Here is a 23,412-nt window from a genome sequence, read left to right on the forward strand (position 1 = left end):
TCTGAAACATCGTGCAAATTATTGAAAAATTATAAGAGAAAAGATATTTTATTATTCAATAAAAATTTTATTTTTGCGGCTCACTAAAATACAATAGATGGCAACGTACAATAAAAGAGGATATAAAGCGCCGAAACCTGCTGAGGTAAATGAAGTTGAACCTGTAGAGGAAGTTATTGATGATAATAACAGCACCACCGCTGAAGTTTTCAATAGCCTTGACGAAGGTGCATCTAAAACCGAAGAGTGGGTTGCCGGTAACCAAAAGATAATTTATATCATTGTTGCTGTAGTAGCTTTGGCTACTGTAGGATACCTGGCCTATAATAAATGGGTTGATGCTCCTGCAGAGGAAACAGCATCAAACGATATGTTCCAGGCACAACAGTATTTTAATGAAGCTGTAGATGCTACTGAAAAGCAGGATTCACTTTTTAACCTTGCGCTTAAAGGTGGTGAGGGTAAACAAGGCCTTCTTGATATTGTAGAGAACCATAAAGGTACTGATGCTGCTAACCTTGCACATTACTATGCGGGCATGGCTTACCTAAATACAGGTAAATACAAAGAGGCGGTAACACACCTTGAAGAATTTAAAACCGATGATGAAGTGCTTAAGGCAGTGACGCTTGGCGCTATTGGCGATGCATTTGCCCAGCTTAAGCAAAATGATGATGCGCTTGAGTATTATGACAAGGCTGTAAAGGCTGCCGATAATGACCTTACAGCACCTCGTTACCTTTTCAAGGCTGCACAGCTTTCGCTGGCTATGAACAAGAAAGACCAGGCACTTAAGAACTTTACTGAGATAAAAGAAAAATATGAAACTTCGGCTGAAGGCGCAAACATTGACGCTTACATAGCCAGGACAGAATAATATGGCAACAGCAAATAAAGATTTATCTGCTTACGACAAAAATGCAATCCCAAACACGAATGGCCTTCGGTTTGGGATTGTTGTTTCTGAGTGGAATGAGAATATAACTTCAGGCCTATATAACGGCGCTGTTGAGGCATTGGCTGATAATGGTGTTAAACCGGAAGATATCATAACCTGGAATGTGCCGGGCAGCTTTGAGCTTATATATGGCTGTAAGAAAATGATACAATCACAAAATGTTGATGCCGTTATAGCGATTGGCAGCGTAATACAAGGTGAGACCAAACATTTTGATTTTGTATGCGAAGCGGTAGCACAGGGTATAAAAGACCTTAATGTGCAAACAGATACACCGGTGGTGTTTTGTGTGCTTACAGATAATACCTTGCAACAGGCAATAGACAGAAGCGGGGGTATACATGGCAATAAGGGTACTGAAGCAGCAATAGTTGCTATTCGTATGGCTGATTTACGCAGAAGTTTTTAAAGTGTTTTTAGATATAAACATAAAATAGGCTTTCCAATTTCGGAAGGCCTATTTTGTTATAAAATGATGCAGTTCGTCGATTAAAAGTGATTTTTAACGATTTATTAGCGTTTTATTAACGTTTTTAGTAATTTATGTAGGAAAATTACTATAGATGATTTAAGTTGTAGTGTGTCAATACTTTAAATAATTGTTAACACAAACGTAAATAAGGGTCTTCTTTTGAATATAACACTATATCTACACCGTTTTAGCAGATAAATTGATAATTTGACATAGATAAGGTTAACCTATTATTAATAAAGCTACTTTTAGCTGCTATTTAAAAATGTAACTATGTCGCAAAATTACAATTTGTCTTTTGGCCTGAAAAGGCTTATTGGCTATGCAGGAGGATTAGTGAACAATTTTCACAAAAAGAGAAAAGCCAATGGCTTACTGTTAATCTTAAATGTGCGTTTTTATTATTGGTAATTATGCCAATAATGACAGTAAAGGCACAGATTAGTTCTCGATATACTTTTGCTACAGAAACAACAACTTACACTCCAATTACGGGTGGTACAAATGTCGCGTCAACATCAGCTTCAACCCTAGATGATAACGTAGCGGGAAATCTGCCTATTGGATTCAGCTTTAGTTACAATGGTACTTCATATACTAATTTTGGTTATAATGCAAATGGTTGGATTGCGCTTGGTACAGCTACGCCGTCATCAAGTTATGTTCCTATATCCGGAGGAACAAGCAACAATGTTATTTCAGCATTTGGGGTAGATCTTATTGCAAGACAACACCTCGTAGCAACAAGAACTAGCGGAAGCCCCACGCTTACTATTACTGCGGGTAACACAAATAATATTGCAGTGGGTTCTTCACTTACAGGCTCTACAGGAATCCCCTCGGGAGTTACAGTACTTTCTAAGACTGCTACAACGATAACAATGTCTGCAAATGCAACATCATCAGGAACTGGTACTCATATAAGAATCTGGACCAATAATACCGGTATAAGGTATGAAACAACCGGATCGGCACCAAACAGAAAGCTAGTAGTACAGTTTACAGAATTCTCAAGATATTCTACTACAGCGTCAAATGGAGATCAGCTAAATTTTCAAATAATATTAAGTGAAACCACCAACAATATTGAAATAATATACAATGTGGTTCAGCCGAATTTGTCTGGTGATATAACTACTCAAGTTGGCTTGCGCGGTTCGAGTTCAAGTGATTATTTTAACCGTTCAAGTACAACTAACTGGAGCGCTACTACAAATGGTACGGCAAACACCAGCAGTGTTACTTTTAGCAGTACAGTTTATCCGGCTTCAGGATTAAAACTTGCTTATACTCCTGCAGCAACACCTTTTCTTAGTACAGGCACACTTACGGCATTTGGCAGCCAATGTATCAATGGCACCTACGGCCCTAATAGCTTTACGCTAACGGGTACAAACCTTACAAGTGCCGATGTTACTGTTGGCGCATCATCAGGCTATACCTATTCTACAACGTCAGGAGGCACGTATACATCAACGCTTACGCTTACACCATCCGGTGGCTCGCTAAACCAAACGATTTTTGTGAAATTTAACCCTACTGCTGTTGCAACATATAACACCAATATATCAATATCGGGCGGGGGTGCATCAGCAGTAACAGTTACGCCAAGCGGTTCAGGTGTAAATACAACTCCAACCGAAAGTGTTTCAAGTGCAACAGCGGGTTCAATCACGCTTACGAGCGCAACAATATCGGGCGCTGCAATCAGCGCATTAGGATGTAGCAACGTTACGGCTTACGGTATTGAATACAGTACAACATCAGGTTTCACCGGCGGCACAGGTACACAAGTTGCCGGTACAGGCTTTAGTGGCCTTGCAGGTGGCACATTTAGTGCTGCACTTTCGGGACTTACCAGCGGCACAACATATTATTACAGGGCTTATGCCACAAATGCCGGCGGAACATCTTATAGCTCTACAGGAAGCTTTAGTACCCTTACTGCAAACCAGATAGGTACCGGAACATCTACAAGCTCTTATTATCCAATATATTCAAACTTTGGATATAGCTATTCTCAGCAAATATATCTTGCAAGTGAAATAAATGCAGTAGTTACCGCAGGGCAGAGATATATTACCAAAATACGTTTCAGGCATGTAAGTGCAGGCACAGTCTCTACATACAATAACTGGACTGTATTTATGGGTAATACCTCTAAGAATGAATTTACAACAACCAGTGACTGGGTGCCTTATGCAGATTTGACTCAGGTATATACAGGAACTGTGACTCCGGTTTCATCAACATGGATGGAGATTACACTTGCAACCCCGTTTTTATGGGACGGTACAAATAACCTTGTAGTTGCAGTAGATGAAAATGCAGCAAGCTTTTCGAGCTCTACATGGCAGTCGTACACAGCATCATCAAACCGTGCAATACAATTTTACAGCGATAGTACAAATCCAGATCCGGCTTCACCGCCAACATCAGGAAGTTCTTTCCAGTCACTCACTACAAACATGTCTCAAATACAGTTTGTGACAACAGTGCCGCCTAACTGTTTGCCAGTTACGGGAATATCTGCCTCGGCTACATCATATAATACAGGTACAGCTTCATGGACGGCCCCAACAAGCGGTGATGCGGCAACAGGCTATGAATGGGAAGTGCGTACCACCGGCGCTGCGGGAAGCGGAAGTCCAACGGCAAGCGGCACAACAACCGGAACAACAGCAACTATTACAGGTTTAACGCCTAATACAACTTATAGTTTCTATGTTCGTACCAATTGCGGCGGTACATACAGCACATGGTCTTCTGCGCAGACATTTACCACGCAGCCAATCACTGCAATTGCATCAGGAGATTTTGCGACCGGTGCAAACTGGAATAACGGTACAGGGCCTGTGTGTGGCCAGCTTGCCGTGATACCAAACGGAATGGCTATGACAGTAACAAGCGGTACAGCTAATACCGGCAGCCTTACAATTAACTCCGGCGGATCATTAACAGTGAGCGGCGGTACTTTAACTGTTGGCTGTACCGGCAATAACAATGCCCTGTCAAATTCAGGTACACTCACAGTATCCGGAGGTACACTTGCAGTTAACGGTAATATTGCAAATGCCAATGGCTCAACTTTTGCACAGAGCAACGGCAGTATTACTATAGATGGTAACGATAATTTTAATACATCAACTTCTGTAGCATCAGGAACCCCATTACTTGGTTTTGGTACAAGCAGCGTAACATTTTCTACAGGTGCTATAAACCTTACAGGTGGTACACTTACCATTATTGACCCTCACACAGCGGGGACAAATACAAGCGCCTATGCATTATATGCTAATATAGCAAGCTCTGTAAGTGCAAATGCTGCAACAGCACATACCCTGAGGTTTGGTGATGGCACATCATCGCAGCAAGGAGGTAACAGCAGCGGGTTTTACTGGAACGGATATGTTGGGTTTGGAAGGCTCAACCTGGGTAATGTTATAGTAAATAACCCATCAGGAACAAACCGTGCCGTAACACAAACCGGGGCAAATGTCATAAACGGTAATCTTACTGTAACAGCAGGTACATTCTCTCAAGGTACATCTACCACTAATATAGGAGGTAATGTACTGGTTGAAAATGCCGGTATTTTCCTTACAGGTGGTACAGTAGTGTTTGCCACTACAACGGGTACAACAACAGGAACCCAGACTTCGGCGCAATCTGTATCTGTTACAGGTGGTGGTTTAATACAAAACTTTTCATCAAGCCCAACAGCAAACTTTACAAACCTTACAACAAATAACACATCAGCAACAGGTGTTACAATAAATTCGCTTAACCAGATTATTGCAAATAGCAGCATTGTTGCCAACGTACTTACTACACTTACATTTAACGGTAAGATAAGTACACCGGCAGGTAAAGGCCTTTTGGGTGGTACAGCTGCAACACCAGCAACAACCATTACAATAAATTCAGGAGGTATGGCGCCGGGCAGTGGTTTTGCACGTGGCTGGAATGCAAATGCAGGTGGCACAGCAATTAATGCAGGCTCACAGCCAAACCTTACGGCTAACAATTTCCATCCGCTTATGGATGCAAATGGAAATGCCCGCTATGTATGGATTGAAAGGGTTACACCTAGCGCCGCGGGTATATTGATGGTTACTTATAATGATGTTGCAGCGGGTGATATTGATCCGGGAATAACAGAGTCTTCTTATACAGTAAACAAACGTTCGGCAGGTAAATGGACAGTTAGTGCAGTAGGAACTACCATTGGTGCTGCTACTTATAAAATAGCAATGACCGCACCTGCAATTTTTGGAGCAACGCCTACCAGCACTGAAGTAAGGGTAATAACAGAAAATGCCTTTGTAGGTACACACCAGGCAGGTTTGGCAACGCCACATGCACAACGTGCAGGATTAACGCTTGCACAGCTAACTGCACAAGATTTTTACATGGGTCTGAACAGTAACGATATTCCTTTCTATTCAGTACAAACAGGTAATTGGGAAAACGGAACTACCTGGAATAAAGGCACCGTGCCATCAGCAACAGATAGTGTTACAATTTCTACCGGTACTACAGTTACAGTAAACGCGGCTTCGGCAGCATCAGCAATTACAGTAAATGCAAACGGTACATTACAGGCAGGTTCAAATACACTTACCGTAACAAATGCCGTTACCAACAACGGCACAGTAAATATTGCCGGAGGCACTGTAGCAGTTGGTGCAACAATAACAAATAACAGCGGAGCAAACATAAATGTTACTTCAGGTACGCTTAGTGCAACAGGTGGTGTAGGTACAGGTATTGCTAATGCCGGTACATTTACACAAAATGGAGGTACAGTTAATGTAGGTATAACTGATAACAGTGTTGCAAACAGGAGGTTTACAAATACAGGTACACTTACAGTAAGCAATGGTAATCTTAACATCTATGGTAACTTTGCCCATTCAGGCACATCATTTACACAAAGCGGGGGTACAATAAGGATAGATGGTAACGCAGGCGGGCTGCTGGCAAATTCAGTAGCATCCGGCACGCCATTATTCAACATTACTTCAACCAACATCAATCTTACAGGGGGTACATTGTTGATTGTTGACCCACACGCGGCAACAACAAACACGAGCGCTTATGCTGTATATATGTATAATACTTCGGCATCTGCAACTTCTTTGGGAGCCACCTCTTCACACACATTAAGGCTTGGTGACGGTATATCTACAGATGCAGGCGGTAACACAAGCGGTTTCTATATAGAGCCGTGGGCAGATACAGCTTATTTGTCTTTCGGCAACATTATTGTTAACGCCGGCAGTGGTACAAACCGTGGTATATCTGCAGACAACCCATTAACGGCTACGGGAGACGTTACAGTAAATACTAACGGCAGGCTTACTGTAGGCGCTTTACTTATAGGTAAGGATCTTGTAGTTAACACAGGAGGTACAATAATAAATACTGTCGGAATCACGAATACGCTCGTGTCAAGCAATGATTATGACAATGTGTATTTCAGCCCGGTTACTGTAGCGCAATCAATTACAAACAACGGTACAATATCAAACAGCGCTACAACAGTAACAGCAAACCTTGCAGGCTATAACATAAACAACACCAGCACAGGCGGTGTTACGCTAAACAGCCCATTATCTGTAAGCGGAACATTAACACTTACTGCCGGTATAATAAACACAACAAGTGTAAACCTGCTTTCACTCGGTACTGCTACAGCAGCCGGTACATTATCAGGCGGTTCTGCCACGGCTTATATAAACGGGCCTTTTGCAAGGACTTTTGCAGCTTCAAGAACAGCCAGCGGGACATATAGCGTTGCAACATTATTGCCGGTAGGTAAGGGTACAAAATATCTTCCGGCATATATAGATCCTACAACAACAGCTTCAGGCCCAGTAGTCTTTAAAGGTGAGGCATTTACAACAAATCCGGGCACACAGGGAGCAGGTGTTACAAGCCTGTCATCAAGCAGGTGGGAAATAATTCCGGTTTCAAATACAAACCTAACAAGTGCATTTGTAAGGCTTGGTGACGCTTCTCTAACATCTACAAGTAAAATTATACAGGCGCCTGCCGCCAACGGCGAATACAGCGGCATATCTTCGGCAGTTACATATACATCGGGCACACCTAATGTAATTACCACATCAAATGCATTACCTGTAGCAGAATATACAGGTTACTTTGCCTATGGGGATTTGAATTCATGTATAGCCCCGGTTGCGCAGTCAGCATCATTTACGGCAAGTAACAAAACAACTTCTGGGTTTACAGCTACTTTTGCAGCAGTAGCTTCGGCTAGCCATTACCTGGTAGTGAGGTATTCAGGAACATTTACCCCTGTAGCTCCAACAGACTATACAACTTATTCCGGCAGTGCACTTGGTGGTACTGTAGTTTATAACGGGCCATTATTAACGTTTAACCAGACTGGTTTAACCCCGGCAGGTACAACATATACTTATTACGTATATACGTATAATAATTCAGGCTGTTATGGACCGGTGTACAACACGGTTTCGCCTCTTATACAGGCGGTGACCACTTGTAGCACTACTATAGGCACGCCTGGAACACCAACTGCAACAGCCACTTCAACTTCAATCACCCCTAGCTGGACAGCGTCTTCAACATCAGGAGTTGATTATGTACTTGAAGTAGCTACCAACTCAGGCTTTACATCATATGTATCTGGTTATAATAATGTGAATATTGGCCCTGTATTAACTACTACAGTATCAGGCCTGGCAGCTAATACCACATATTATGTAAGGGTAAGGGCATTGCAGGGCGACTGTGTAAGTACAGTATCATCAACACTAACAATTAAGACCCTTTGTAATGCTGTGAGTTCTTTCCCGTGGACAGAGAACTTTGACAGCATGGCTTCAATTGGGTCAGGAGTATTACCGTCTTGCTGGAGCAATACTACAACAGGCACGACCTATTTTTCCTCGCAAAATGCCGGTACACAATCATACAATGACCCAAGGTCAGCACCATATTACCTCGCAGTATATTACCCTACAACAGCATCTTTGTTATGGACACCGCCTATGCAGCTTACAGCAGGCAAAAGCTATGACTTCAGCTTCTGGTTTGTGGGAGATGCCACGTCAGGATGGGTGGGTGATGTGCTTCAAAACACTGTTGCAGATGCTGCAGGGGCAACCGCTTTAGGCAGTTCATTTGTTGTTGCAGCAGATGTTACCCTGAATGGTACTAACTATACAAAAGTGACAAGGACATTTGTGCCTTCTGTATCAGGTACTTATTATTTTGGTGTAAAAGCTTATGCAAGTAGTACAGCACCGTTTTATATGGGGTTTGATGACTTCAGTGTTGAAGAGTCACCTGCTACTATAACAAGCTTTACCCCGGCTGCAGTATGCTCGTCAGGCGGGGAAACCATTACCATAACAGGTACCAATTTTACAGGTGCAACAGGCGTTAAATTTAACGGTGTAAATGCAGCTTCATTTACTGTTGTTAATGCTACAACTATCACAGCTGTAACTCCGGCAGGAGTTACAACAGGTAATGTAAGTGTGGTTGGTCATGTAAATACTGTAACAAGCACTACTGCCTTAACTGTTACAGCCACACCGGTTGTACAGGATATTACAGGCGGCAATACAGCTTTATGTTCAGGCAGTTCAGTACAGCTTGTAAGCTCTGCAAGTGCAGGAACAGGTGTATGGACATCATCAAACGAAACAGTTGCCCATGTTGATATCAATTCTGGCCTTGTAACCGCTATAAGCGCAGGTACAGCCACTATTACGTATACTGCAACAAACGGAAGCTGTAGTGCATTTAAAACTACAAGCATTACCGTAAATGATATAATCAATATCACATCATTTACCAGCGGGCAAACAATTACCCCCGGTGACAGTACACAGTTTAGCGTTACAGCAACAGGTACCGGCCTTACTTACCAATGGTATGTTTCTGTAAACGGCGGCACAAGTTATACACCGCTTTCTAACGGGGGCGCTTACAGTGGCGTGACTACATCAGTGCTTAGTGTAAATAATGTAGATGAAACTTTTAACGGGTATTTTTACCATGTTGTGATTACAGGTACAGCGCCATGCTTGCCTGCAACATCTGACGATGCCATACTCGGTGTGAGCGATATCGGCATTACAACACAGCCTCAAAGTGTGACTATATGTGGCTCGGGTAACGTTGAATTTACAGTGGTTGCTGAAGGTTCAGGCCTTACTTATAAGTGGTATGGAAACCAGGGCAGCGGCCCACAACTGATAACCAACGGAACTGTTGGCGGAGTTACTTACAGTGGCGCTAACACAGCAACTCTAAGCATAGCTAATGCCGGGGTTGCAAATAACGGCTGGACATATTATGTGGTGGTGAGTGACGCTGCAATGGCGGAAGCAATTTCGGGTGTTGTAACACTTACTGTAAATACACTTCCGCAGGTAAACACTAATCCTGCTAATAGCGAGGTGTGTTACACTGGTGGAACAGCATCTTACACAGTTGTAGCTGCGGGAACGGGGCTTACCTATCAGTGGCAATATGCCACGTCAGATTCTGGCCCATGGAGCAATGTAACTGATGCTACACCGGCAGGTATAGCTTACAGCGGTGCAGTAACACCAACGCTTACAGTTACAACAACAGCCGCAACACCAATTAGTACATATTACTACCGTGCTGTGGTTACTGGTACTGCGCCATGTACAACAGCTGCATCAGCCGCGGCTACTCTTACATTCTTTACACCGCAAATAACCGGGCAGCCGGCAGCTGTAGGTGTAACAGTGGGGCAGAGTGCTGCATTTACTGTTGCAACATCTGCACCATCACCAACATACCAATGGCAGTATGCAACATCAGCATCAGGCCCGTGGAGTAATGTTACTGCAGCAACACCTGCAGGTACAACATATAGTGGAGACACCTCTGCAACCCTGACTGTAAATGCCAATACTACTGCAGGTGGCAGCAGCTATTACTACAGGGCTGTAGTAACATCAGGCGGATGTAGCGTAAACTCAAATAGCGCACAGATGACAGTTACAGATTACTGTATGCCAACATTTACAAATGTTGCTGTTAGTGACTATGTTAGCGTTATGAGTATTGCGACTACTACATTTAATGCTGCTCCGGCTCAGGTTACCACTGCACCATACTATAGCTTCCTTACAGGCGGTGCAAATACCGGCACACTTTATATTGGCAATACATACACTGCAAATGTAACAGTTGGTACCAGCGGAACATCGCATGGCGTTGGTGTATGGATTGACCTGAACAGTGACGGTGATTTTGCAGATACTGGAGAATTTGTAGGATCAGGCACAATTACTTCTGGCTCATCAGGCAATATATCATTAGTGATCCCGTCTGGTGTTACACCGGGTAACAAACGCATGAGGATAAGAAGCTTGCGTGGCAATGCCGTTACATCAGGTGTTTCCTGTTCAACAATAGCACGTGGTAACACAGTTGATTTTGTAGTTACTATAGCCACTGCACCAGATTGTACAGGTACGCCGGCTACAGCAGCTGTAACTGCAAACACAAGTACTTTCTGCCTTTCAGGCTCAGCTACGCTTACTGCTGCAAACCTTCCTGTGTATGTGTCTGGCACCAGCATACAGTGGTATAACAGTTCGGGTGCAATAAGCGGTGCAACATCAGCATCATATACAACGCCAACATTAACTGCTTCAGAAACCTATTATTTAAGGGTTACATGTAGTGCAAGCGGCCAGTTTAGCGACAGTAATAATGTTACCATTACTATAAACTCACCTTCAGTTACAGGAACTACTCCGGGTGAGCGTTGCGGCCCAGGTACGGTTACACTTGCCGCTACAGGCTCAGAAGGTACTACTTTATCATGGTATGCTGCTTCAACGGGCGGTACAGCTCTTGGCACAGGTACATCATTTACAACCCCGTCTATAAGCACCACTACGCCATATTATGTTGAAGCGAATTTAGGAGGTGGGTCTTCCTTTGTAGGTAAGGCAGCCCCTTCGGGTACAACGGGATACCTTGATGCGACTATAGGGCTTGTAATTACTACAACCGCACCTGTTACAATTGCATCAACTGTTGTTTATCCGGTAGGTACAGGTACTTTAACCGTAGGCTTATATACATCCGGAGGTACTGAGATTGCTGCAACAGATGCAATACCGCTTACAGGAACAGGCGCTACAACTCCGGTAACCATACCTCTTAACTTCAATGTACCTACTGGTACTGGTTATATACTAAGGGTGAAGGCATACACGGGTATTACAAGCCTTATACGCGACCAGTCAGGAAACTCATTCCCGTATACTGGCAATAACATTACTGTGACAGGAGGATATTTCGGAGGATCTAGTGCCAACTATTATGCTTTCTATAATCTTACTGTAGGTTCTGGTTGTTCATCAGCCAGAACGCTGGTAAATGCAACAGTAAACAGCGGGCCGGCTTTAACACTAAGCAATTCGTCAGTTACAATTTGTAACGGCACATCATCAGCTGCAGTAACCCTGACAGCAGGTGCGGCTGACTATGATGCATACCAATGGTCGCCATCTTTAGGAGTATCAGGAAATGCCAATACAGGTTGGTCATTCAACCCATCAGTCACTACTGCCTATACACTTACCGCATCACAATCAGGCGGGTCACAGTGTAACAGGACAGCTGCTGTAACAGTAACAGTAAATGCTGCACCAACTGCACTAACAGTTACTCCTGAAACAGCAGCGGTATGTAGTGGCGAGGCGGCAGTTCAATTAAGTGCAAACGGAGGCATGGTTGCAAATACCTACACATTGGGTACTCAAACCAACACATCATCAACAGCCGGTGTTACACCTTTCACCAGCAACTGGGAAGGTGCCCGCATACAATATCTTGTTAGGGCTTCTGAGCTTACTGCTATGGGTGTTACAGCCGGAGAAATAAGGTCTATAGCGTTTAACGTAACAGCATCGGGCGCAGGGACTACCCCGCAAACAAATTATACTATAAAAATTGGTAAAACCAATGCTGCAACAATAGGGTCTGGTTACGCTGCTCTGGTAGGTTCATTTACCACTGTATTTACAGCAGCATCTGTTCCGGCACCTTCGGTAGGAGATCGCTTATTCACGTTCTCAACGCCTTATACATGGGACGGAACATCAAACATTGTTATAGATATCTGCCATGATAATGATACGACAGGCACGTGTGCTTCTTGTTTCAGTTCTAACTCAACTGTTGGAGTTATGACAACAAGCTTTAATTCGGTATACTCAACTTATGCTGATAATGCGCAGGGTTGCGGATCTACATCGGGCGGAAGCTTTACATCGTATACTACAAGGCCTATTATGAAATTTGGAGCTGATGCCCAGAGTGTAACTTGGTCACCAACTACAGGGCTTTATACAAACGCAGCTGCTACCATAGCTTATACTGGTGGTAATGCTTCTACAGTTTATGCAAAACCGATTACGACTACTACATACACCGCTACATCAACTGCGGGTAGTGGTTGTACAGTAACTGACACTGCAACGGTAACTATAAGCAGTAAAACATGGACAGGAGCGGTAAGTAAAGACTGGAACACTGCAGGCAACTGGTGCGGAAATACAGTACCTACCATCAATGATAATGTTGTAATACCTACGAGCTTTAATACCCCTGAAATATCAGGCAATACTATAGCCCTGGCAAACACTGTTAGTATTGAGAACGGCGGGCATCTTAGGGTTAAAGAAGGAAATTCTTTAAGAGTTAAAGGCGCAATAAATATTGCTGACGCAAACAGTCTTGTTATTGAAAACTATGCAAGCCTCAGGCAGGAAGATAATGTGGCCAATACCGGCGCAGGTACAGCTTTGGTTTTAAGAAACAGCTCTATACTGTACAGAAATGACTTTACACTTTGGTCATCTCCTGTAGCAAACCAGAAATTGTTCCAGTTCTCGCCAAACACACTTACAACGCGCTTCTATAGCTATTATGAAGGCAGTGATGATTATGTGGCTGTGCCTAACTTAGGCCCTGCAAGCGCAACAACTTTTGCAACGGCTGCATCATACCTTATCCGTATGCCAGATGCACAGAAGGTTGGCGGTGTGCCTACAGGTACATTTGTACCGGCAGTTCTTGGTATTCCTGGACAGGATTACAATGCAGGAGTACAACGCATGATTTTTCATGGTATTTACAATGGTATGCCAAACAATGGTAACATTACTTATAATGCGGCAACATCTTTCAATGGTTATAATGCTATTGGTAACCCTTATCCGTCGCCGATAAGCATTTCAGCATTCTTTGCTGCGAATGCAAATAATACTGATGGTACCATCTATGTCTGGAGAAAGAAGAATGGCGCAGCCGCTTCTGCATACTGCACTATGACTGCCGACGGCGAATTTACGAGCAACCTGCAGCCTGAAGCGGAAAATCCGAATGGCGTACTACAGGTAGGGCAGGGCTTTATTGTGAAAGCATCAGGCCCGATAGTATTCAACAATACAATGAGGCAAACTGTAACGGCGGTTGATTCGTCATTCTTCAGGTCGCCATCTGCCGAAGTACACCGGATAAGGCTTAACCTTTATAAAGGCAGCCAGCCTATGGCACAAATGCTTGTGTCTTACAAGACCAATGCAACTATGGGTGCAGACCCTGGTATCGACGCACTATTTATTAATGATGCTTCTACAGCGCTTAACTCTGTTATTGGTACAACTGCTTATGCTATCCAGGGGCGCGCACTTCCGTTCAGCAACCAGGATATTGTTCCGTTGCAGTTTAAAGCGGGAGCGGCAGGCAGCTATACTATATCGCTTGCACAGTTTGATGGACTGTTTGCCGGTGATCAGAATATATTCCTGAAGGATAAATTGCTGAACGTTACTCACAATATTAAAGTTGGTGCTTATACTTTCAGCAGTGAGCAAGGTGTTTTTGATAACCGTTTTGAACTGTTGTATACTGATGCTGCACTTGGTACTGATAATCCGGTACTTGACCCGAACAGCATTGTTATCTGGAAAAATGAAAACAAACTGAACATTGACAGTGGTGTTGCCATTATGAAAGACATCAGGATATTTGATATACGCGGCAGGCTGGTTTATGAAAAGGCAGGCGTAAATGCTTCGACAGCCGAAGTTGCAGGCCTGAGCGTACAGGAAGAAATGCTGATAGTACAGGTAACAACTGTTGATAATGCAAAAGTGAGCAAGAAGGTTATATACTAAACTTATGCCCAATAAAAAGCCCTTCCGGATTACGGAAGGGCTTTTTATTTATTTAATAATTTTAATCAGGATTTGTATAAATCGAAAGGTAGACGCAAACACGGTAAAAGAATACTTAATCATTTAATATTCAGGGTTAAAATAAAAACTTTTCAACACGAAAACGTTTTCGGTACAATGTTAATTTTAAGTTAAGTAACTCATTTATAAAATAGATGTAATTTTACTTAAGGATGCAAAATGTTCGGGATGAAAAGAAAATTACTCTTACTATGTTTAACGATAATTGCTACAGGATTTCAGCTAATTGCACAGCAAAATGTTTTTAGCCGTGATAATTCGGGTACAGATTTGTGGTGGAATGACACCAACAAGCCATGGTACTACCAAACCTGGAACAGCACCGAAGTAAGGCCTGACATTTGGCCTGTAGGTACACGCAATTATGTTTTTATAGGGCATAATGCCAACACTACCATGAGGGTAAACGGTACTTATTTTTCTATGCAAAGCCTTACTATACAGGCATCTGCAAGTAGCGCACGCACTTACAATACAATAGATAACGGGGGTATGGGCCTTACACTTGGCATTTTCAACAATTCTTCAGCGTTACAAACCTTTAATGTACCTATACGTGTTGATGCTGAAAACATGCAGCTTTCGGCTGTAAGCGGGCCTATGATCTTCAACAACCCAATTTATACTGAAGGAAGGGCTATGGAATTTACTGATGCAAACAATATAACAGTAAATGGTGTGATACAGCAGGGTGGCTCAGTTACAAAAAAAGGAACAGGCACGCTAACCTACAAAGCACAGAACACTTATACAGGGCTCACCACAGTTGAAGGCGGTATACTTGTACTCGATGCTACGGGCGGTGCTTTACCTGTAACAAACAACGTAACAGTAAAAAATTCAGGTACATTAAGAATTTCAAAAGACCAAACCCTGAATAACCTTTCTGTTGAAAATACAGCTGCTGTTATTGTAGATGCCGGCATAAACCTTACTATAAACGGCACACTTACATTATCACTCGCTAACAGCATCACGCTGGGCACCGGGGCATCATTACGGTATGGAAGCGGCGGAACACTTGTATATAATACCGGCAGCAGCATCACAACAAGCACAGCAGAATTTCCTGCAACAAACGGGCCTTCATCGGTAACAATTAGCTCAGGTACGGTAACGCTCTCGGCAAACAGAACCCTTACCGGAACTCTTACTATCAATGGCGGAACGCTTGATTTATCGGTATACACTATTAACAGGGCAGCCACCGGTGGTACACTCACCATTGCAAACGGAGCAACATTGAAGATTGGAGGTACAAATGCACTACCTTTAAATTATGCATCGGTAACAATGGGTGCAGCATCAACTACCGAATATTGTGGCGGGGCACAAATTATCACCGTACTGCCGTCATCAGCAAAATACGGGCATATAGTTTTATCCGGTTCAGGAAATAAAGAATTGGCAGGTAATGTTACAGCCGCCGGCAATCTTACTGTTAGTGGTGTAACGCTAAGTGTAAATTCAGGTCAAAACCTTACGGTTGAAGGAAATCTTGTTAACAATGGCGGCACTGTTACTTTTGCAAATAATGCCAACCTTCTGCAAGGCACGGCTACTACAATAAATGCCAATAGCGGCAACGTGGTTATTAATCGCGACAGCTCGCCGATATACCGCAGTGATTCTACCATGTGGTCATCTCCGGTTGCAGGGCAAAAGCTTTTCAGTTTTTCGCCAAATACATTGCCCAACCGTTTTTACATATATAATACTGCCACCAACCAATATAATACTGTCCCCGGGCTTGGCCCTGCATCAGCTACAACTTTTGATGCAGGTAAAGGTTATCTTATAAGAATGCCCAACGCCGGTATGGTTGACGATATGCTTACCGGAACGACGGCCAGCGCCAACGGCTATAATGCAGGTACTACCGTAATGACGTTTAACGGTAAGTTTACAGGTGTGCCCAACAACGGCACTATTACAATACCGCTAAATACAGCAAGTACAGGCTATAACTTTGTTGGGAACCCGTACCCTTCACCTATAAGCATAGCGGCTTTTCAGGCGGGCAATACCAATGCCATCAGCGGGAGTATATGGATATGGCGTAAGAAAAGCCAGCCGGCCAGTGAAAACTCTGCCTATGTAACTATAAACAGCGCAGGGATATATACAGGAAACGGACAGCCCGAGCAGGAAGACCCGAATGGAATTTTACGCACGGGGCAAGGCTTTATAGTGCAGCTGAAAAGCGGCTATACCACAAATAACCTTGTATTTACAAATGCTATGCGAAGCGGCAACACGGCCAACCAGTTTTTCCGGCAGGTGCAGCATGATACTGCTTATATTATGCCTGAAGCACATGGTATATGGCTGAACCTGACTAATGCAGCAGGTGTTTATTCACAGATGTATACGGGTTACATTGGCGGCGCTACAAATGGCGAAGACGACGGCCTCGACGCTAAATACATTGGTGACAGCCCTACGGTTCTAGCCGCGCTGATAAATAATAATGAATATACCATACAGGCCAAATCACTGCCATTTACACCGCAGGATGTTGTTCCGTTGGTTTTAAAGGCAGCCGCAGCAGGCAATTATACTATTGCCATTGACCATGTTGACGGCTTATTTGCTGAAGGGCAGGACATTTACCTGCATGATAAATTTACAAACCAGCTGCACAACCTGGGGCAGGGGGGGTATAACTTCACTACCGGGGCAGGTACCTTCAGCGACAGGTTTGAAGTAGTATATACTGCAGATAGTGCGTTGGGAACTTCTGTACATGGAGCTAATGGCAATAACGTAATGGTATATCCTGGTAATAACACCCTGAATATTACAAGCGCCCAAAACCTAAAAGCAGTTGAAGTTTATGATGTACAGGGCAGGCTGCTATATGCCAACACGCAGCCTGATGGTAAAAATATTGCCATTACAAACATTGCGCAGCAGCACCAGTTGCTCATTTTTAATGTAGTTACATACGCCGGCAGGGTAGTTAAAAAGGTTGTGTATTAACAGATTATGCACCTGCACTAAACCTGTTTTAATAAAGCTTTCTTTTTTTAAGAAAATTGCGCAGAAAAGTAAAACCTTTTATATATTTGCTGCGTAAATATTCAAACGGTACATAAGGCTATAGCCTTTAAAATAAAAAACTGCCGGTCAAATTAAGGTAAGGTGTGGTTTACCGGCGTTTTTGAGCCCCGATTTATCGGGGCTTTTTTATTAATTACCGTATATATGAGAATGTTAAAAAAACGTTTATTTACGTTATAAATATTATATAAAATACTGCTAATATATTCTTAATTAACGATTCGCTAATATTCACTTTATCAAGTATTAACAAAACGTTGCATTTCAGTTCCAAAATTCGCATACCTTTGTCCCGAAATCTAACACGTAAATTTATTTACGTATTAATTTATAAATCACCGATGCTAAAAAAACTACTTACTACGAAAAAGCTTTTATTCGCAGCCATAATGCTTGTGGCTGGAGTAAATACATGGGGACAGTTAACGCTACCTGCAGGTACAACCTACACACAAAATTTTGATGCTATTGGAAGCGGCCTGCCAACAGGATGGACTACAAGGACTGGTGCAACTGCTACCGCCAGAGGTAACTCTCAAACATTTTCTACAGGAACAATTGCTTGGGGCGACACTAGCGGTGCATTTAAAAACTTTGCAGCATCTGATGGTTCGCTAGGGTCATCCGCATCAACTGCTAACCAGGCAGCAGCTACTGACAGGGCACTAGGGGTTAGGCCAAGCGGAAGCTTTGCTGATATAGGTGGAGCTTTTGAATTAGAGATTGCTAATACAACTGGTAAAACAGCTTTTTCATTGACGCTTAAGCATCAATTGTTAGATCCTCAATCGCGTACACAAATTTATCAGTTGCAATATTCAACTAACGGAGGGGGTGCGTGGACTACACTAGGTACTGATTTTATAACATCTGGTTCGTTTGGCAGTACAAGTTTAAACTATAATTTTGGTACTGCATTAGATAATAAGGCTACAACTGTTCTAATACGCGTTGCCAGTTTAGCAGCGTCAACAGGTAGCGGTAGCCGTGACTCATATGGCATTGATGATTTCGTATTAACATGGACGAACACTCCTACTCCCTCAGTTGTAACCAATGCAGTTGGTACTGTCACAGCTACTACAGCAGTACTAAACGGTACCGGTAATGCCGCTAACGGTTCTAACCTTGCACTTTACTTTGATTATGGCCTTACAACAGGGTACGGCTTACAGCAAACAACTGTTACACCATCATCAATAACCGGTAATACTGATACTCCTTTTACAGGTACAATTTCGGGCCTAACTCCAAATACAACATATAACTACAGAGCTTCAGGTGATAACGGAACTGTTTACAACGGTAGCAATGCAACGTTTATTACACTGGCCAATGTACCGGGAGCACCTGCAATAGGCGGCGCTACCACAACATCTTTAAGTGTTACGCTAAACTCTACCACGCAAAATACTAACCCAGCAACAACTACTTATGCCATACAGGTTACCAATACCAACCAGTATGTTCAGACAAATGGTAGTTTAGGGGCCACTGCAGTGTGGGCTACTGCTGCAACATGGGGTACTAAAGTGGTAACAGGCCTTACTAGCAACACCCAATATACTTTCCAGGTTAAGGCAAGAAATAGTGCAACTACTCCTGTAGAAACAGCATTTGGTGCAACAGCATCTGGCACAACGCTTGCTGCCACAGCTCCGCTTCTTAGCGCAGGTACAATTACAACATTCGGTTCGGTATGTATCAATACAACCGCTACTCCTGATAAGAGCTTTATACTTGACGGTGACAACCTAACAGGCGATGTAACAGTTGGGCCATTGGCAGGTTTTACCTTCTCTACAACAAGTAATGGCACTTTTACATCTTCACTTACACTTACACCTGTTGCAGGAGAAGTGCTTACAGATATCTTTGTAAGGTTTACACCAACTGCAGTGCAATCATATGATGGTAATATTGTATTATCTGGTGGCGGTGCATCTTCTATTAATGTGGCGGCGGCAGGATCAGGTATAAACACATCAGCTACAGTTACCACAGCTGCTGCAACCAGTGTTACAAGTGCAACAGCTACACTTGGCGGTAATGTTACTGTACAAGGGTGTGGCACTGTTACGCGTGGTGTTGTTTATGCAACAACTACAAACCCTGCAGTAGGAGGTACAGGTGTTACTAACCTTTCAGGAGGTACAGGTACAGGAGCATATACAGCAAATGCTACTGGCCTGACTACAGGTATTACTTATTATGCGAGGGCATATGCCACAAATAATGCCGGTACAGTGTATGGAAGCCAGGTTTCATTTACAACTACTCCTGCAAATGACCTTTGCGCGGATGCTGTTACACTAACTGTGAATACAGCAGCAACCAATGGCACACTTGCAGGCGCTACTTATACAACTTTTACCAACGGAAACAACCAAAAAGATGTGTGGTATAAATTTACAGCAGCATGCAGCGGTAATCATAGCATAACGCTTGCAGGATTTAGCGGTGACGCAGACATATATTTATTTAGCGGCTCTACATGCCCTACAAACAATAACAATGCCGTGGCATTTTCTGCAACTGCAAATACTCCTGAAGTTGTTACCTATACGGTTACATCGGGTGTTAACTATTACATCAGGGTAGCAGCGTGGGATGCTACTGCAGAAAGCAGTGCTTTCACTATCCGTGTTCAGTCAACAGATGCTGTACCTACAGTAACTACCAGTACAGCTTCAGCAGTTACTTATCAAAGTGCAACTGTGCCTGGTACTGCGGTTGTTGCAGGCTGTAGCTCGGCAGTTGGCACAACCTATGGTATATACTACAGCACAACCAATGGATTTGCTGACGGAGATGGAACTCAGGTTCCCGGTACTAACCTTTCCGGCACAACTTTCTCTGTAAACCTTAGTGGCCTTACACCTCTTACTACATATTATTATAAAGCTTATGCTGCAAATGCTGCCGGTACAGGATATAGTACACAAGGGAGCTTTACAACTGCAGCATTTGTACTAAGCGCTCCTGTAGCTACTGCACCAACAAATATTACCACAACAGGTTTTACAGCCAACTGGGAGCCGGTATCAGGAGCTACAAGCTACAGGCTTGATGTAAGTACAAATTCTTTATTCGGAAACTTTTTAAATGCTTCAAACCTGATAATATCTGAGTATGGCGAGGGGACAAGTAACAGAAAATATATTGAAATATATAATGGTACTGGTGCTGCCGTTAATCTCGCCAATTATAGGATTTGGCTTATATCAAACGGCGGATCATGGCCTGAATCTACAATAAGTTTATCAGGTACGTTAAATAATAATGGAACTTATGTTATAGCAAATAACTCAACAGATGTTACAGGTGCTAACCTTTATTCAGGTGCATTATCTTTTAACGGCAATGATGCAGTAGGTCTTGCATGGAATGGAGGAAGCGGATCAACATATACATTAATTGACGCCGTAGGAACTGATGGAGCAGACCCTGGAACAGGATGGGCTGTAGCCGGAACTAACAACGCAACAGTAGATAAAATACTAATCAGGAAATCTACTATTACAAGCCCTACAACAAACTGGAGTACATCGGCCGGTACAAATGAATCAAATTCGCAGTGGATTGTTTCAACATTCACATATAATGATAATGGGCAGACAACAGATTTAGGCTCTCATACTTATGGCGGTATGCAGGATGACCTTTTACCGAGCTATGCCAACTTAACTGTTAACGGTCTTTCACATGATGTTACCGGGCTTGAGCCTAATACTACATACTATTACCGTGTTCGCGCTTTTGGCAACAGCACCACCTCTATAAACTCAAACCCGATAAGTGTACTTACAGGTTTCCGCAAAATATGGCTTGACGGCGCATGGAATGGTAACGGTTTTGCACCAACGCTTATAGACGATGCTGAAATAAAAAGCGACTACCACACAGTGGCAAACGGTACGTTTAACGCTGCCCAGCTTACAATAAGCAGCGGTACGCTAACTGTTGGTTCGGGTACATCTATCACTATCAACAGCGGAATCAACATTGCAGGCGGAGCGATGGTAGTGCAAAACAATGCCAACGTAAAACAAAACGAAGATGACTCTGTGAACAGCGGTAGCGTTACTGTATACCGCCAGACACCGCTGCTTAAGAGGCTTGACTACAAAATGTGGTCATCGCCGGTGGCAGGCCAGGAGTTAGGGTCTTTTTCTCCTGCAACACAGGAAAATCGTTTTTATATTTACAATACGGAAACAAACCAATACAACGGTATTAGCAATACAAACAGTTTTGGCGCGGGTACAGGTTACCTTATACGCATGCCAAACGGCCTTCCTACAACCGGGTATAATGATGGTTTAACAGCTGTAAGCTGGCAGGGTTCATTTGTGGGTGCTCCGCATAATGGCATCATACAGGTTCCGGTATCTTACTATGAGGCCAATCCTGGCGCTACACCTCAACCTCTGCCGGTACGCGGATACAATGCCATTGGTAACCCATACATGAGTACCATAAGTGCAGGAGAGTTCTATGCGGCAAATGCCGACAGGATAGATGGAGCCTTCTATTTCTGGTCTAAAACCAACGGATCTGAGGAAACAGCTTATGTAGCTTATACACCGGGCCTTGGCGGCAACGGCACCGGCTCAGATGCCATTCAGGTAGGGCAGGGCTTTATCATCAACGTGACTATGCCATCAGCATCACATGTAACATTTAATAATGAAATGCGTGTGCTTAATAACAGCAACATGACGTACAGGCAGAGTGTTGGTGAAAATTCAGCGCCACAGGTAACAGAAAAACACAGGTATTGGCTGAAGCTGGGTAACGCGACAGGTGTAAATAGCAAAGCATTAGTAGGCTATGTTGCCAACGCTACAAATGGTATTGATGGCGGTATTGACGCGAAGCTGCTTGCTGATAATTCGGCAGTGCTGTATACCCTGGCTGATGCTGCACAGCTTATGATACAGGGCCGCCCGGTTCCGTTCACCAATACAGATGTGGTGCCGGTGGGATATAAAGCCCTTGCTGCCGGAACTTACACCATTTCACTTGAGAATTTCGACGGGCTATTTGCCAACGGGCAGAATATCTACCTGAAAGATAAAGTTTCAAACACAGTACATAACCTTAATTCAGGTGCCTATTCATTTGCATCAAATGCCGGAACTTTTGACGGAAGGTTTGAGATAGTTTATGTTGAAGATGGGGCGTTGGGTACAGATAACCCGGCTGTGACTGCAGATAATATTGTAGTATTTAAAGATGGCAGCGCACTTGGCATAGCCGCCGGCACAACAGAAATTGCTTCAGTAGCAATATATGACATCCGCGGCAGGCTGCTTTATCAAAACAATGCAGTAAATGCCACCGAAACATCTATAACAACTTTGCAGGCTGCACAACAGGTTTTGGTTGTACAGGTTACAACAGCGCAAAATGTGAAAATCAGCAAAAAGGTTGTTTACTAAAACAGCAATGTTTATATAAAAAGTCCCTCTCATTTGCAGAGGGATTTTTTTTTAATTTCAGCGATTAATAAGTATTGTTAAAAATGTGTTAATCACTTCACTTCAACTTTAAGTTTGTGCAATAATAATTTTGTGGGTAACTTGGCATGAATAAATTAT

The 23,412-nt window shown here is 43.2% G+C and carries 5 protein-coding genes; all 5 read left to right on the top strand.

Going from position 1 to position 23,412, the window contains the following annotated elements:
• Positions 1-97 precede the first annotated feature (97 nt).
• The 5 genes from LRS05_RS06900 to LRS05_RS06920 all read left to right on the top strand — a co-directional run bounded on the left by LRS05_RS06900 (position 98) and on the right by LRS05_RS06920 (position 23,253).
• The gene (locus LRS05_RS06900) at positions 98-877 is read left to right on the top strand and encodes a tol-pal system YbgF family protein (protein ID WP_257867638.1); all 780 of its coding nucleotides are present in this window, start codon (positions 98-100) and stop codon (positions 875-877) included.
• 1 nt (position 878) lies between these two features.
• Complete coding sequence (ribH, locus tag LRS05_RS06905; RefSeq protein WP_257867639.1) at positions 879-1,367, top strand: 6,7-dimethyl-8-ribityllumazine synthase; 489 nt, start codon at positions 879-881, stop codon at positions 1,365-1,367.
• 476 nt (positions 1,368-1,843) lie between these two features.
• On the top strand, positions 1,844-14,665 hold the full coding sequence (locus LRS05_RS06910; RefSeq protein WP_257867640.1) for a GEVED domain-containing protein: 12,822 nt from the start codon (positions 1,844-1,846) through the stop codon (positions 14,663-14,665).
• A gap of 249 nt (positions 14,666-14,914) precedes the next feature.
• On the top strand, positions 14,915-17,728 hold the full coding sequence (locus LRS05_RS06915; protein ID WP_257867641.1) for a hypothetical protein: 2,814 nt from the start codon (positions 14,915-14,917) through the stop codon (positions 17,726-17,728).
• A gap of 422 nt (positions 17,729-18,150) precedes the next feature.
• Positions 18,151-23,253 carry a T9SS sorting signal type C domain-containing protein gene (locus LRS05_RS06920; RefSeq protein ID WP_257867642.1) on the top strand — a complete coding sequence of 1,701 codons (5,103 nt, stop codon included), beginning with the start codon at positions 18,151-18,153 and terminating at the stop codon, positions 23,251-23,253.
• Positions 23,254-23,412 lie beyond the last annotated feature (159 nt).

Origin of the sequence: Flavobacterium sp. J372 (assembly GCF_024699965.1) — a bacterium.
In the GTDB taxonomy this organism is placed as follows: Bacteria; Bacteroidota; Bacteroidia; order Flavobacteriales; family Flavobacteriaceae; genus Flavobacterium.

Bases quoted from the DNA above. Each gene is read 5' to 3' on its own strand.
- LRS05_RS06900 (WP_257867638.1), top strand. From the start codon at position 98: ATGGCAACGTACAATAAAAGAGGATATAAAGCGCCGAAACCTGCTGAG.
- ribH (WP_257867639.1), top strand. From the start codon at position 879: ATGGCAACAGCAAATAAAGATTTATCTGCTTACGACAAAAATGCAATC.
- LRS05_RS06910 (WP_257867640.1), top strand. From the start codon at position 1,844: ATGCCAATAATGACAGTAAAGGCACAGATTAGTTCTCGATATACTTTT.
- LRS05_RS06915 (WP_257867641.1), top strand. From the start codon at position 14,915: ATGAAAAGAAAATTACTCTTACTATGTTTAACGATAATTGCTACAGGA.
- LRS05_RS06920 (WP_257867642.1), top strand. From the start codon at position 18,151: ATGCTAAAAAAACTACTTACTACGAAAAAGCTTTTATTCGCAGCCATA.